Genomic DNA, 13,126 nt, shown 5'->3' on the forward strand with positions numbered 1-13,126 from the left:
CGGGACTTGGCCGATTACACTCGTCAGGAGAAGTGCGCCTTCAGCGCCTCGGCGAGGTCGGTGCGCTCCCAGGAGAATCCGCCTTCCTCGTCCGGCGTGCGGCCGAAATGGCCATAGGCCGAGGTGCGGGCGTAGATCGGCTTGTTGAGCTGCAGATGCTCGCGAATACCGCGCGGCGACAAGCGCAGAATCTGCGGCAGCACCGCCTCGACCTTGTCCTCGGGCACTTGGCCGGTGCCGTGCAGATCGACATAGATCGACAGCGGCTCGGCGACGCCGATGGCGTAGGAGAGCTGCAGCGTCGCGCGGTCGGCGAGGCCGGCCGCCACGATGTTCTTGGCCAGATAGCGGGCGGCGTAGGCGGCCGAGCGGTCCACCTTGGTCGGATCCTTGCCGGAGAAGGCGCCGCCGCCGTGGGGAGCCGCTCCGCCATAGGTGTCCACAATGATCTTGCGGCCGGTGAGGCCGGCGTCGCCGTCCGGGCCGCCAATGTGGAACTTGCCGGTCGGATTGACGTGCCACACCGTCTCCTTCGTCACAAAGCCCGCGGGCAGCGCTTCGAGGATATAGGGCTCGACGATGGCGCGAATGTCCTGCGGCGTGAGATTCTCGTCGGTGTGCTGGTGCGAGAGCACGATCTGCGTGGCCTCGACCGGCTTGCCGTTCTCGTAGCGCAGAGTGACCTGGCTCTTGGCGTCGGGGCCGAGGCCTTTCTCCTTGCCGCTGTGGCGGGCGTGGGCGAGCTTCTCGAGGATTTTATGCGCGTAATAAATGGGGGCCGGCAGCAGGTCGGGCGTCTCGCGCACCGCATAGCCGAACATGATGCCTTGATCGCCCGCGCCTTCGTCCTTATTGCCGGCGGCGTCGACGCCCTGGGCGATATCGGCCGATTGCGCGTGCAGCAGCACTTCGACATCGGCGTTCTGCCAATGGAAGCCGGCCTGCTCATAGCCGATGGATTTGATCGCCTTGCGGGCGACGTCGACGATCTGCTCCTTGGGGATGGCGGGGCCGCGCACCTCGCCGGCGATCACGACGCGATTGGTGGTGGCGAGCGTCTCGGCGGCCACGCGGATCTGATAGGGGTCGACGCCGAATTTGGCGCCCTCGCGAAAAAACAAATCGACGATTTCATCGGAAATACGGTCGCATACCTTGTCGGGATGGCCTTCCGAAACCGACTCGCTGGTGAAAAGATAGTTCTGTCGTGTCACATTCGATCTCCGTCCAATCGCCGACCCGCCGCTTACTGGCGGACAGACCCTTCCACTCGTCTAAATCAAGACAGGGGTCGTTCGTTTCGTCAAGCCGTCTGCGGCAAAATGTTCTTTATAGAGAACTCTGATCGTCGAGACGCCGCCTATTTGGCGACCGGATCGGCGGCGACCGGCTCCTTGGCGGCTTCGTCCTGATCGGCGAGCGTCGAGATCAGGTCGATCACGCGTTTGCGTACCTTGGGATCCTTGATGCGGGCGAAGGCGCGGTTGAGATGGAGGCCCTCCGCCGTCGAGAGGAAATCGACGACATATTGCGAGGACGATTCCTCGGCGAAGCCGTCTCCGGCGGGCTGGGTGGACGGCGCGCCTTCGAAGAAGAAGGAGGGCGGCACGTTCAGCGACTTCGAAATCTGTTGCAGCCGGCTCGCGCCGATGCGGTTTGTGCCTTTTTCGTATTTCTGCACTTGCTGGAATGTCAGGCCCAGCGCCTCCCCGAGCTTCTCTTGGCTCATTTTCATCAGAATGCGCTGCATGCGCACGCGACTTCCGACGTGCCGGTCGATCGGATCGGGCGCCTTTTTCACTGCGACTGGTTCCTTTTGCTCATGACTGTCCGGCCTTTTGTCGAAGGGGCTGATCTTAAGCGGAGTTTCGCCGAGCCAAGGGCTGGCGCGGACGCATTGGCCGCGATTTCGAGGGGTGTTTCATTAAGCACCGGCTCGGAACGCAGTCAAACCTGCGAGGCCGCGAAAGCGTCCGAACAGGGCGAAAATTATTGTGAAGAACCAAAGCGTTGAAGTCCAGCGAAAAGGATGGGCCGCGAAAGGCGGCGCCTCCGCGGCTCGCGGCAGGCGCGCGTCGATGACTCCGTCGACGCCGAGCGGCAGGCGCTCGAGAACGCGCCCATAGGGGTCGACGACCGCGGAAATCCCCGTGTTGGCGACGCGCGCCAAGGGCAGGCCTTCTTCGATGCTTCGCAGTCGCGCCTGCGCGAAATGTTGATAGGGGCCGCTCGTCGCGCCGAACCAGCCGTCATTGGTCACATTGAGCAGCCATTGCGGCCGCTCGCCGCCGGCCGCGACCGTCTCGCCCGGAAAGATCGCCTCATAGCAGACCAGCGGCGCGGCGAGCGGCAGGCCGGGCGCGGCGAACCGCCGCGGGCCGGTCCCCTCGTCCCAGATTCCGGGGACGAGCTGCGTGACGCCGAGCGGCGCGAGCAGTTTCGAAAGCGGCAGATATTCGCCGAACGGCACGAGATGGATCTTGTCATAGGCGGCGACGATGCGGCCGCCTTGCACGGCCAGGACCGAATTGAAGATTTTCGTGCGGCGCCTGCCGTTCTCGCGGCGCCCGTCTTCTTCGGCGCGTGCGGCGCCGGTGACGAGAACCGCGCCGCGCATGGTCGCGGCGATTCGCGCCAGCGCGTCCGGATCGCGCGAGAGAATGAAGGGGAAAGCCGATTCCGGCCAGATCAGATGGGTCGCGTCGGCGACGCCGGAGCGGCCGGGCGCGACGGCGCGGTCGGACAGCTCGAGATAGCGGCTCAGGATCGCCGGGCCGTTCTCGGGCTTGAATTTGGCGTCCTGCGGAAGGTTCGGCTGCATCAGCCGCAATTTCACGTCCTCGACATATTCCGTTTTGCCCGACGCGAGCCGCAGCGCGCCATAGCCCGCCATCGCGATGGCGAGGACGAGCGCGGCGACGACGGCCGGGGTGAGGCGTCGCCGGCCGTCGGCGAGCGTCGCCGGCGCGGCGAACACGATCACCGCGAGAATATCGAGCCCATGCAGGCCGACGAGCGCCGCCGTCTGATCGAGGAAGGGGATGGCGGCGAGCGCCATGCCGAAATCATTCCAGGGGAAGCCGGTGAAGATATGGCCGCGCAGAAACTCCGAGGCGCCGAGGCCGGCCGCGAGCGCGAAGACGCGCGCCGAGCCGCCCGACCACAGCGCCCGCGCCAGCGCGAAGCCCAGCGCCGGAAAAAGGGCGAGGACCGCCGGCGCGCCGATGACGGCGAGCGGCAGCGCCCAGGCGAATTGGTCGGGCTCGACCAGCATGGCGGCGCCGAGCCACCAGAGCCCGGCGAGAAAATAACCGAAGCCGAGCCACCAGCCGGCGCCCGCCGCGCGGCGGACCGAGGCGGCGAGATAAGAGAAGCCGCTCTCGCCGCTGGCGGCCGCGGAGCCGTCGAGGAGCCAGACCGCGACGCACAGGGTCACGAACATGGCCGGCGCGAAATCGACCGGGGCCAGCGCCAGCGCGCCCACCGCGCCGGCGGCGAAGGCGATGGCGCGGCGCGTCCAGCCTTCGGCGAGGATGATGCGTTGTGGAAGTGTGGGGCCTGTCCTCGAGCCGTCGGAGAAGGTCTGGGTGAGGAATTGCTGCGCCATGGGCATCCGTTCGATTCGAAGTGGCGCGAGGACTCTAGCCCGTCCGACGGCTACGCCCTAGAGGGTCGCACGAGCGGAAAAAGGCGCTATCATCTTCGCGGAGGCCGCGCTGTGCGGCGGCGCACAAGCCGTGGCGGTCAAAGGAGAATTCTTCGCCCCATGGCCGGTAAGCGTCTGCTCCTCCTCGCCCATGCGCCGTCTCCCAACACGGAGCGACTGCGCGACGCGGTTCTCGCCGGCGCGCGCGAGATCGCCGGCGTCGCGGTCGTTTCCCGCGCGCCGCTCGCCGCGACGCCGGAGGATGTGCTGGCGGCCGATGCGCTCATTCTCGGGACGCCGGAAAATCTCGGCTATATGAGCGGCGCGCTGAAGGATTTCTTCGACCGCTGCTATCATCCCTGCCTCGAGCGCACGCAGGGGCGTCCCTATGCGCTCTACATCCGCGCCGGCAATGACGGCGCCGGCGCCAGGCGCAGCGTCGAGAGCGTGGCGACGGGCTTGCGCTGGCGCGCCGTGCAGGAGCCGCTGATCTTTCGCGGGGAATGGCGCGAGGAGTTCGAGCGCGCTTGCCATGAGCTCGGAATGGCCATGGCCGCAGGGCTGGAGGCGGGGGTGTTTTGACGGCGCGCACGCCCAGGCCTGCGGCTTTCCTTCCTACGGTGCCCCTGCTAACCTCTCCGCTCGATATTTTCGAGAGGACCGACTTTGCCCGCAGACCTCGTCACCGGCCTTCTGTCCTTTGCGGCCTATTTCCTCGGGGGTATCGCTTATTGCGCCGCATTCTGCGTCGTCTACACGCGGCTCACGCCGCATTGCGAATTCGATCTCATCGTCGATGAGCACAACGCCTCCGCGGCCATCGCCTTCGGAGGGAGCCTCATCGGCTTCGCCATCGCGCTCGCTGGCGCGGTGCATAATACGCAATCGGGGCTCGAGTTCATCATCTGGGGCTTCGTCGCCTTCGCCACGCAGATCATCGCCTATCTTCTCGCGCGGCTCGCGCATCCAGGGCTCTCGCAGGCGATCGAGCAGAACGCCATCGCCGCGGCGGTCTGGCTCGGCGCCGTCTCCATCTCCGCCGGCGTGCTCAGCGCCGCCTGCATGAGCCCCTGAGGCGGCGCCATGGCGGAGCACCCCCGGGCCGAGCAACCCCGCAAGGAATTCGGACGCCGCGGCCAGGCCCCGCCCGTCGTCACCAATGCGCCGAAGGGGCTTCTCGGCGGCGCGGGCGCGCCTTCCGCAGGCCGTAAGCGTTCGATCGTCATCGCGCTGATCGCCGCCGGCTCGCTATCGATCGGAACCTATGCGGCGATCGAAAATGCGCGTCGGCGCGATTGCGCCAAGGAAGGCGACTGGGAGCGGCAGGAGGAATGCCGCCAATCGCGCAGTGGCGGCGGTCACGGCGGCGGGTCTTCGAGCAGCTCCTCGCACGGCTCGTCATCCAGCGGCTCGTCGTCCTTCTCGTCCTCGTCGAATTCGAGCGGCGGCGGCGTCTCCGGCCATGCGGTTTCCTTCGGCGGTTTCGGCGGCGCCGGCTCGGGTCATGGCGGCGGATCGTGAGGCGCGAGCTTTCGCCGCCGCGGCCGGACTTCGCCGAAGAGGCGAAAAGAATCGGCTTTCAATTCGCGCAAGCGGACGGCGAGCCCTATTGGGACGAGAGCGCGCGGTATGTTTTTTCGATGCGCGAGATCGAGGATCGTCTCGAGACGGCGACGGCCGATCTCGCCGCGCTCTGCGAGGAGGTGATCGCGGGCATCGTGACCGACGAGCAGGCGCTCGAGCGTCTGCGCATTCCGCGTCACGCATGGGCGCTCATCGCCGAGAGCCATGCGCGGCGCGATCCCTCGCTCTACGGACGCTTCGATTTTTCCTATGATGGAGAGGGGCCGCCCAAGCTTCTCGAATATAACGCCGACACGCCGACGAGCCTGTTCGAATCCTCCGCCGTGCAATGGTTCTGGCTCGAGCAGATGATCGAGCGCGGCCATTTGCCGAAGGGCGCGGATCAGTTCAATTCGCTGCATGATCGGCTGATCGCGCGATGGCGAGAGATCGCCGATGGCGGTCCCGTGCATTTCGCCTGCATGACGGCGAGCGTCGAGGATCGCGGCAATGTCGCCTATCTCGCCGATTGCGCGACGCAGGCCGGCTCGTGGACGGCGCGCATCGATATGCGCGACATCGGCCTTTCCGGCGAGATGTTCGTCGATCGTCTGGGGCGACGCGTCGAGCGACTGTTCAAGCTCTATCCCTGGGAGTGGATGTTCGCCGATTCTTTCGGCAAGTCCGCGGCGATGGGCGCGACGCGCTTCGTCGAGCCGCCATGGAAGGCGGTCGCTTCCAACAAAGGCTTTCTCGCTTTTCTGTGGGAGGCGGCGCCAGGCCATCCCAATCTTCTGCCCTGCTTCTTCGAGGACGATGCGCGCGCATCGTCATTGTCGCGCTATGCGCGCAAGCCGCTCTATTCGCGCGAGGGCGCCAATGTCGCGCTCGTCGATGGCGACGCGCGTCTCGCGGAGACGCAGGGAACATATGGCGGCGAAGGATTTGTGCGGCAGGAATTATGTCTGTTGCCCAATTTCGGCGGGCGCTATCCCGTGCTCGGCTGCTGGCTCGTCGGCGGCGCTCCGGCGGGCATGGGCATACGTGAGGATTCGTCGCTGGTGACGACGGATCGCTCGCTCTTTTTGCCGCATGCGATCGTCGATTGACGCATGACGGGTCGAGGCGTACGCTTCTCCCTGCAAATAAAAAAATAAGGGAGGACGGCCATGCCCGACGTCACTTTCTCCACCCCTCTTCTCCACAAAAATGTGACGGTCTATGCGGTCGCCGGCGACACGCACACGATACTCGCTGTCGCCGAGGCGAATAAGATTCCGATCCCGCATGATTGCAAGGACGGCGAATGCGGCTCCTGCCTCATCGAGGTGGCGCCGCTCGACGATAAAACGATGGGCGCGACGCTCACCGAGAAAGAGAAGGCGCAGCTCAAGTCCATGGGCAAGATCACCACGGAGGAGATCATCCGCGCGGAGGTCGACGATATTCCGCCGAAATATCGGCTCGCCTGCCAATATGTGGTGCGCGACCAGGATATACTGGTGAAGTTCACCGGAGAGCCCGGCGGCGCCTGACGTCGCCGCGTCTCGCGTCATTGCGAGCGGAGCGAAGCAATCCATCTCCGCAGCGCGGCGTCTGGATTGCTTTGTCGCGCGAATGACGAAGGAGCTGCGTCAGCCGAGGAGGCCGACGCGCTCGGCGGCCCAATAGAGGCCGAACAGAGCGATGAGCGCGGAGCAGGGATAGACGATCTTCGGGCTGCGCTTGCCCTTGTCGGAGAAGCGATCGAGCGCCAGCAGCAAAGGCACGACGACGAGCACGACGCCGATCTGGCCGACCTCGACGCCGATGTTGAAGCTCGCCAGCGCCGGCACGACGGCGCGCTGCGGGACGCCGATCTCGATGAGCCCGCTCGCGAAGCCGAAGCCGTGAATGAAGCCGAAGAGAAATGTGTCGCGCCAGCGCGTGTCGGTGACGCGGGTGAAGAAATTCTCCACCGCGACATAGACGATCGACAGCGCGATGGCGATCTCGACCCACAAGCTCGGCAGCGTCACGATATTCAGCGCGGCGAGCGTCAGAGTCACCGAATGCGAGGCGGTGAAGGCGGTCACGATCTTCACCACCGGCCAGATGCGGCTCGCCCACAGCACGACGGCGAGCAGGAAGCACAGATGATCATAGCCGGTCATGATGTGCTCTATGCCGGCATGTAAGAATTTCGGCGCGAGCTCCCAGGGCGTGGGCGTGAGCAATGGCTTGGAGAGATCGACGGCGCCGTCGTCGGGGAAGATCAGCACCTGCCCGGGGCCAGGCGTCGCGCCGACGCGCTGCTCTGGCGTGAGCACGGGCTGGTCGGGACGCTCGCCGATCGAGACGAGCTGCTTGGCGCGCTTGCCCTGCGTCGTCATCAGCCGGGCGGGATCATAGAGGATCGGGCCCGCCACGCCCGAGCAGTCGAATTGCAGCGAGACCTTGGCGTCATAGGGATTGGTCGGATCCTCGCCGGCGTAGACCACTTTGCTCGCGCAGAGCTTGCCCTCGGCGTTGCGCAGATCGACGCGCCGGACGATGAATTTGCCGATCTCCGCCTCGAGCACGCCCGGCGGCGAGAGGTCGACGCCGGCGCGCTCCTCCTGGGTCTCTTGGAACATGCGCTCTATATCCGTTCCGAGGAAGCCGACGTCGACGCGATAGCGGTCGCCAGTCTCGGGCACGATCTTGGCGCTGGAAATATCCCCAGTGTGGGCGAAGGCCGGGGAGCAGACCAGGGAAGAGGCGAGGAAGGAAGAGGCGAGGGCGAAGAACGCAAAAATCGCCGTCGCTGGCCGGACCCGAAAATTCATAGCGGCGCGCCTCCCATGGCTGTTTCTGTGTATGAAAAAAATAAAATAACATCATACAGTGGCGGAGAACAAGACGACGGGCGCGCGCGGGGTCTCTCCGAGGGGGAGGTCTATCGCCGCAGGCGAAGTCCGCTGTCTGGATGGGCGGGGAGAACTGGCCTTGCGTCCTTGCTCATGCTAACAGCGGCCTCCGCGGCCGGATCGTCCCGGCGCCAATCTCGACAGGAGCGGCCATGTCCGACATTTTCCACGAGGTCGACGAAGACGTCCGCCGGGACAAGGCGGCGAACCTCTGGAAGCGTTATCAGACGCCGGTGATCGTCGGCGCTTTTCTGGTCGTCGTCGCGACAGGCGTCTACAGCTTCTACGAGAGCAATCGCATCAAGGCCGCCGAGGGCGCCAATGTCCGCTTCGGCGCAGCCGCCGCGCTCGCGACGCAGGGCAAGAGCGCCGAGGCGCTCGCCGCCTTCGAGGCTGTCGTCAAGGACGCGCCCCGAGGCTACGCCACTCTGGCGCGCCTGCGCGCGGCGGAGGAGCTGGCGCTAAGCGACAAGGCCAAGGCGGTCGCGGCCTTCGACGCCATCGCCGAGGACAAGGGCGTCGACAAGCTGACGCAGCAGGTCGCCAAGCTGCGCGCCGGGGTCATCCTGCTCGAGCAGGGCGAGCGGCAGAAAATGGCGGATCATTTGGGCGAGCTCGTCATCGCCAATGGGCCGTTCCGCTACACGGCGCAGGAGCTCTTGGGGCTCGACGCGCTCCAGGACAGCGATTTCGACGAGGCCGAGCGCGCCTTCAAGATCATCCTCAACGATCAGGAGGCGCCGCATGCGATGCGTCAGCGCGCCGGCGCCTTTAAGGCGCTGCTCGACGCCGCGCGTGGGTCTTCATCGGCCGCGACACCCGCGCCCGCCGCTCCGGCGCCGGCGAAGTAAGCAATAACGCTGCAGGCGGCGTCGCCGCGACGTTGGACCAAAGGGCCACAATGTCCTTCACGCTCGCCATCATCGGCCGGCCGAATGTCGGCAAGTCGACTTTATTCAACCGGCTCGTCGGCAAGAAGCTGGCGCTCGTCGACGACCGGCCCGGCGTCACCCGCGATCGCCGCGAGGGCGAGGCGCGGCTCGCCGATCTGCGCTTCACCATCATCGACACGGCGGGCCTCGAGGAGGGCGCCGCCGCGACGCTGGAAGGGCGCATGCGCGCGCAGACGGAGGCGGCGATCGACGTCGCCGACGCCATTCTCTTCATGATCGACGCGCGCGTCGGCGTGACGCCGGACGACAAATATTTCGCCGACCTCGTGCGCCGCGCCGGCAAGCCCGTGGTGCTCGCCGCCAATAAGGCGGAAGGGCGCAAGGGCGAGGCGGGTCTCGTCGAGGCTTACGAGCTCGGCCTCGGCGATCCCGTGCCGCTCTCGGCCGAGCATGGCGAGGGCATGAGCGCATTGTTCGACGCGCTGCGCGAGGCTCTGCCGGAGGCGACCGAGGCGCCGGAGGAGGACGACGAGGCCGCGACCGATATCGCCGTCTCGGCGGATGAGGACGGCAGCGAGGCCGATCCCACCAAGCCCTTGCGCATCGCCGTCGTCGGGCGCCCCAACGCCGGCAAATCGACGCTGATCAACCGCCTGCTCGGCGAGGATCGCCTGCTTACCGGGCCGGAGGCGGGCATCACCCGCGATAGCATCTCCGTGCCCTTCCGCTGGCGCGACCGCGAGGTGAAGCTCTTCGACACAGCAGGCCTGCGCAAGCGCGCCAAGGTCGTCGACAAGCTGGAAAAGCTCGCCGGCGCCGACGCCCTGCGCGCCGTGCGCTTCTCGGAAGTCGTCGTGCTGCTGCTCGATTCGGCCATTCCCTTCGAGAAGCAGGATTTGACCATCGCCGATCTCGCCGCGCGCGAGGGCAGGGCTGTCGTCATCGCGCTCGGCAAATGGGATGCGGTCGACGATCCGGGAACGCGGCTCGCCAAGCTGCGCGAGGAGGCCGAGCGCCTGCTGCCGCAGATCAAAGGCACGCCGGTCGTTCCCGTCTCCGGCGTGACCGGCTACGGCCTCGACGGCCTGATGCGCGCGATTCTCGGGGCGCATGACGTCTGGAACCGGCGCATCTCGACGGCGCGGCTCAATCGCTGGCTCGAGAGCGCCATAGACGAGACGCCGCCGCCGGCGGTCTCCGGCCGGCGCATCAAGATTCGCTATATGACGCAGGCCAAGGCGCGGCCGCCGCATTTCATTTTGTTCGGCAATCAGCTCGACGAGCTGCCGACGAGCTATCTGCGCTTTCTGATGAACAGCCTGCGCCGCGGCTTCGATCTGCCCGGCACGCCGATCCGCATTTCGACGCGCTCGGGGGAGAATCCCTACGACAAGGGGAAGAGATAGGCCCCGCTCTGGCCGACGGCCGGATCAGCTCGCCCCTTCGAACTGCTCCAGCAGCGCATCGCGCGCCTCGGCGATGCGGCGATAATGTTCGGCGCTGCCGCCGGCGTCGGGATGCGCGGTCTTGGCGAGGCGGCGAAAGGCGGCTTTGATCTCCGCGGGCTCGAGCGCGCCCTCTGTCGGCAGCTCCAGCGTCTCGCGGTGCTCCTGATTGTCGTCCTCGTCGAAATCGAACATCTTCTGGAAGGCGGCGCGCTGCTTGCGGCCCTCGATCCGCAGCTCGACCTGATCCTCCTTCCAGCGCTCGCGCGACATGACGAAGCAGGCGCCGAAGGCGATGCGCCCTTGCGTCTCCAACTCGTCCAGGCTGAACGGCCCCACCACCTCATAGGGCGGCGCGAGACAGGCGGTGCGGACGCCGTCGACGATCTCGACGCGGCCGATCGCGACCTTGTCGGACACGCCGAGCGAGCCGTTCCAGACGACCCAGTCCAATTCCTCCGACATTCAGCGCGCTCTCATGCGTCGGGCGCCGCACCCCGTCGCTTTTGTGCGAAAAGGGCCGGCCGCGTTCGTACAATCTCGCGTTACATGCAGTTTCGAAGCCAATATCGCGCTGCAGCATGGATTTGGCGCCTCGTCCCCAGGCAAAGACGGCTTTGGCGCTTGGCAATCATTAATTTCGAATTATTCTAAACAAGGGCGTTCCGACTGGCCATCGGGACAGTGGCGGCGCCCCGATCAGGGTTCATCCAAGGAGCTGAGTTATGGCTACGCTCAAGGACACGAAGACCGAGCAGAATCTCAAAGCGGCCTTCGCCGGTGAGTCGCAGGCGAACCGCCGCTACCTGTATTTCGCCCAAAAGGCGGATGTCGAGGGCTACAATGATGTGGCGACCGTCTTCCGTTCCACGGCGGAGGGCGAGACGGGCCATGCCCATGGCCATCTCGAATTCCTCGAGGTGGTGGGCGACCCCGCGACCGGCCTGCCGATCGGCAAGACCGAGGATAATTTGAAGGCCGCCGTCGCCGGCGAGACGCATGAATATACGGATATGTATCCTGGCTTCGCGCGCTCCGCCCGCGAGGAGGGTTTCGAGGAGATCGCCGATTGGTTCGAGACGCTGGCCAAGGCCGAGCGCTCGCACGCCGGCCGCTTCCAAAAGGCGCTGGACGAGCTGAAGTAGGCTTTTCCGACAATCGTCCGGCGGCCCGAACGAAAGCAGGAGCCGCCGGAACGGCCTGCCGCCGTCATTGCGAGCGAAGCGAAACGATCCAGAGCCGCCCTGCGGCCCCTGGATCGTTTCGTCGCTTCGCTCCTCGCGATGACGAACGCGGAACAATTCATCAGGCAATGGACGCGAAGGGCTTGGAAGCGAGATGAGAGAAGGCGGGCTCGAGGCGCCCTTCCGGCGTCCGTTGGATTGGGAAAATCCAGACTTCTACGACGAGGCGAAGCTCGACGCCGAAATGCGCCGCGTGCTCGATATTTGCCATGGCTGCCGGCGCTGCTTCAATCTGTGCGATTCCTTTCCGCGCCTGTTCGATCTCGTCGACGAGTCGGCGAAAGGCGAAATCGAGACCGTCGATAGCGCCGATTTCAAGAAGGTCGTCGACGCCTGCACGCTCTGCGACATGTGCTTTTTGACCAAATGTCCCTATGTGCCGCCGCATGAGTTCGATCTCGACTTCCCGCATCTGATGCTGCGCTATCGCGCCGTCGAGGCGAAGAAGAACGGCGTCGGTTTCGCGGATCGCCAGCTCGCCGACACCGACCGCAATGGCGCATTGGCGACGAAGCTCGCGCCGCTCGCCAATTGGGCGACGGATTGCGCGCATACGGCCGCGCGCAATGCGCTGGAGAAGGTCGCCGGCCTGCATCACGAGGCCGCGCTGCCCAAATATTCGAAGAAAACGCTCGCCGCGCTCGCGAAGGAGCAGCCGGTCGAAGTGAATCGCGACGCGCCGGGTTTCGGCCGCAAGGCGGTGATCTACGCGACCTGTTTCGGCGAATATAATGATCCGGGCGTCGGCCTCGCCGCGCGCGCGGTGCTCGCCAAGAATGGCGTCGAGACGGAGATTCTGCACCCGCATTGCTGCGGCATGCCGCTGCTCGAGCAGGGGCTCATCGGCGAGGTCGCAGCCTCGGCGAAACAGGTCGCGGCCGCCTTCGAGCCCTGGATCGACAAGGGCTATGACATTATCGCGCTGGTTCCCTCCTGCGCGCTGATGCTGAAATTCGAATGGCCGCTGATCGTCACCGATGATCCAAAAGTGAAGCGTCTCGCTGCCTCGACCTATGATCTCAGCGAATATGTCGTCGGCATCGCCCGCAAGGAGGGACTGGCGGAAGGGCTCGGGCCCATCGAGGGCGGCGTCGCCTTCCATGTCTCCTGCCATTCGCGCGCGCAGAATATCGGGCGGAAGGGCGCGGAGCTGTTGAATCTCGTCCCGCAGGCGGATGTCGCGGTCATCGAGCGCTGCTCGGGCCATGGCGGAGCCTGGGGCTACAAGACGCCCAATTTCGAGACGGCGCTGAAGGTGGGCAAGCCGGTGGCGCGGCAGGCGCAATCTTCGGGCAAAGCCTATATCGTCTCGGAATGTCCGCTCTCCGGCCCGCATATCGTGCAGGGCATGGAGCGGCTCGACGCCGAGGCGAAAAAGCCCGAGCTTCTCGCGCATCCGATCGAGATTCTCGCGCGGGCCTATGGGTTCTTTTGATCACGAATTCTG

At 65.7% G+C, this 13,126-nt stretch carries 14 protein-coding genes; 9 read left to right on the plus strand and 5 right to left on the minus strand.

Annotation, left to right across the window (positions count from 1 at the left end):
- Nucleotides 1-23: 23 nt before the first annotated feature.
- From metK to lnt, 3 genes are all read right to left on the minus strand, one after another.
- On the minus strand, nucleotides 24-1,214 hold the full coding sequence (gene metK, locus IY145_RS16115) for a methionine adenosyltransferase (RefSeq protein ID WP_196409138.1): 1,191 nt from the start codon (nucleotides 1,212-1,214) through the stop codon (nucleotides 24-26).
- Between the two features lie 146 nt (nucleotides 1,215-1,360).
- Entirely contained in the window at nucleotides 1,361-1,801 is a 441-nt protein-coding gene (locus tag IY145_RS16120; protein WP_196409139.1) for a helix-turn-helix domain-containing protein, read from the minus strand.
- A 123-nt stretch (nucleotides 1,802-1,924) separates the two neighbouring features.
- Entirely contained in the window at nucleotides 1,925-3,607 is a 1,683-nt protein-coding gene (lnt, locus tag IY145_RS16125; RefSeq protein ID WP_196409140.1) for an apolipoprotein N-acyltransferase, read from the minus strand.
- A 159-nt stretch (nucleotides 3,608-3,766) separates the two neighbouring features.
- Between lnt and IY145_RS16130 the strand changes: the two genes are divergently transcribed.
- The 5 genes from IY145_RS16130 (at nucleotide 3,767) to IY145_RS16150 (ending at nucleotide 6,744) form a co-directional block, all read left to right on the plus strand.
- Nucleotides 3,767-4,228: a flavodoxin family protein gene (locus IY145_RS16130; protein WP_196409141.1), complete on the plus strand. Its 462-nt coding sequence runs from the start codon at nucleotides 3,767-3,769 to the stop codon at nucleotides 4,226-4,228.
- An 84-nt stretch (nucleotides 4,229-4,312) separates the two neighbouring features.
- The gene (locus tag IY145_RS16135; RefSeq protein WP_196409142.1) at nucleotides 4,313-4,720 is read left to right on the plus strand and encodes a DUF350 domain-containing protein; all 408 of its coding nucleotides are present in this window, start codon (nucleotides 4,313-4,315) and stop codon (nucleotides 4,718-4,720) included.
- A gap of 9 nt (nucleotides 4,721-4,729) precedes the next feature.
- Nucleotides 4,730-5,167, plus strand: a complete 438-nt coding sequence (locus IY145_RS16140; protein WP_196409143.1) for a hypothetical protein — start codon at nucleotides 4,730-4,732, stop codon at nucleotides 5,165-5,167.
- Nucleotides 5,164-6,318, plus strand: a complete 1,155-nt coding sequence (locus IY145_RS16145; RefSeq protein ID WP_196409144.1) for a glutathionylspermidine synthase family protein — start codon at nucleotides 5,164-5,166, stop codon at nucleotides 6,316-6,318. The genes IY145_RS16140 and IY145_RS16145 overlap by 4 nt, the downstream gene beginning before the upstream one ends.
- Nucleotides 6,319-6,378: 60 nt before the next feature.
- Nucleotides 6,379-6,744: a 2Fe-2S iron-sulfur cluster-binding protein gene (locus IY145_RS16150; protein ID WP_196409145.1), complete on the plus strand. Its 366-nt coding sequence runs from the start codon at nucleotides 6,379-6,381 to the stop codon at nucleotides 6,742-6,744.
- Between the two features lie 99 nt (nucleotides 6,745-6,843).
- On the opposite strand, the gene IY145_RS16155 is transcribed toward IY145_RS16150, so the two are convergent.
- Nucleotides 6,844-8,016 (minus strand): HupE/UreJ family protein, encoded by a 1,173-nt coding sequence (locus IY145_RS16155; RefSeq protein ID WP_196409146.1) that lies wholly within the window; start codon nucleotides 8,014-8,016, stop codon nucleotides 6,844-6,846.
- Between the two features lie 233 nt (nucleotides 8,017-8,249).
- On the opposite strand from IY145_RS16155, the gene IY145_RS16160 reads away from it, so the two are divergent.
- Both IY145_RS16160 and der read left to right on the plus strand, forming a co-directional pair.
- Entirely contained in the window at nucleotides 8,250-8,948 is a 699-nt protein-coding gene (locus IY145_RS16160) for a tetratricopeptide repeat protein (RefSeq protein ID WP_196409147.1), read from the plus strand.
- Nucleotides 8,949-8,998: 50 nt separating this feature from the next.
- Complete coding sequence (gene der, locus IY145_RS16165; protein ID WP_196409148.1) at nucleotides 8,999-10,396, plus strand: ribosome biogenesis GTPase Der; 1,398 nt, start codon at nucleotides 8,999-9,001, stop codon at nucleotides 10,394-10,396.
- Nucleotides 10,397-10,420: 24 nt separating this feature from the next.
- Here der and IY145_RS16170 read toward each other — a convergent pair whose 3' ends face one another.
- On the minus strand, nucleotides 10,421-10,900 hold the full coding sequence (locus tag IY145_RS16170) for a J domain-containing protein (protein WP_196409149.1): 480 nt from the start codon (nucleotides 10,898-10,900) through the stop codon (nucleotides 10,421-10,423).
- A gap of 260 nt (nucleotides 10,901-11,160) precedes the next feature.
- On the opposite strand from IY145_RS16170, the gene IY145_RS16175 reads away from it, so the two are divergent.
- Together IY145_RS16175 and IY145_RS16180 are read left to right on the plus strand one after the other, a co-directional pair.
- Nucleotides 11,161-11,580: a rubrerythrin family protein gene (locus IY145_RS16175; protein ID WP_196409150.1), complete on the plus strand. Its 420-nt coding sequence runs from the start codon at nucleotides 11,161-11,163 to the stop codon at nucleotides 11,578-11,580.
- Between the two features lie 193 nt (nucleotides 11,581-11,773).
- The gene (locus IY145_RS16180; RefSeq protein WP_196409151.1) at nucleotides 11,774-13,114 is read left to right on the plus strand and encodes a heterodisulfide reductase-related iron-sulfur binding cluster; all 1,341 of its coding nucleotides are present in this window, start codon (nucleotides 11,774-11,776) and stop codon (nucleotides 13,112-13,114) included.
- Nucleotides 13,115-13,126 lie beyond the last annotated feature (12 nt).

This window comes from Methylosinus sp. H3A (genome assembly GCF_015709455.1).
Classification (GTDB): domain Bacteria; phylum Pseudomonadota; class Alphaproteobacteria; order Rhizobiales; family Beijerinckiaceae; genus Methylosinus.

What these genes read in the sequence shown, in the direction of transcription:
- lnt (WP_196409140.1), bottom strand. Translation starts at nt 3,607, where the DNA reads ATGGCGCAGCAATTCCTCACCCAGACCTTCTCCGACGGCTCGAGGACA.
- IY145_RS16130 (WP_196409141.1), top strand. Translation starts at nt 3,767, where the DNA reads ATGGCCGGTAAGCGTCTGCTCCTCCTCGCCCATGCGCCGTCTCCCAAC.
- IY145_RS16140 (WP_196409143.1), top strand. Translation starts at nt 4,730, where the DNA reads ATGGCGGAGCACCCCCGGGCCGAGCAACCCCGCAAGGAATTCGGACGC.
- IY145_RS16150 (WP_196409145.1), top strand. Translation starts at nt 6,379, where the DNA reads ATGCCCGACGTCACTTTCTCCACCCCTCTTCTCCACAAAAATGTGACG.
- IY145_RS16155 (WP_196409146.1), bottom strand. Translation starts at nt 8,016, where the DNA reads ATGAATTTTCGGGTCCGGCCAGCGACGGCGATTTTTGCGTTCTTCGCC.
- IY145_RS16160 (WP_196409147.1), top strand. Translation starts at nt 8,250, where the DNA reads ATGTCCGACATTTTCCACGAGGTCGACGAAGACGTCCGCCGGGACAAG.
- der (WP_196409148.1), top strand. Translation starts at nt 8,999, where the DNA reads ATGTCCTTCACGCTCGCCATCATCGGCCGGCCGAATGTCGGCAAGTCG.
- IY145_RS16170 (WP_196409149.1), bottom strand. Translation starts at nt 10,900, where the DNA reads ATGTCGGAGGAATTGGACTGGGTCGTCTGGAACGGCTCGCTCGGCGTG.
- IY145_RS16175 (WP_196409150.1), top strand. Translation starts at nt 11,161, where the DNA reads ATGGCTACGCTCAAGGACACGAAGACCGAGCAGAATCTCAAAGCGGCC.
- IY145_RS16180 (WP_196409151.1), top strand. Translation starts at nt 11,774, where the DNA reads ATGAGAGAAGGCGGGCTCGAGGCGCCCTTCCGGCGTCCGTTGGATTGG.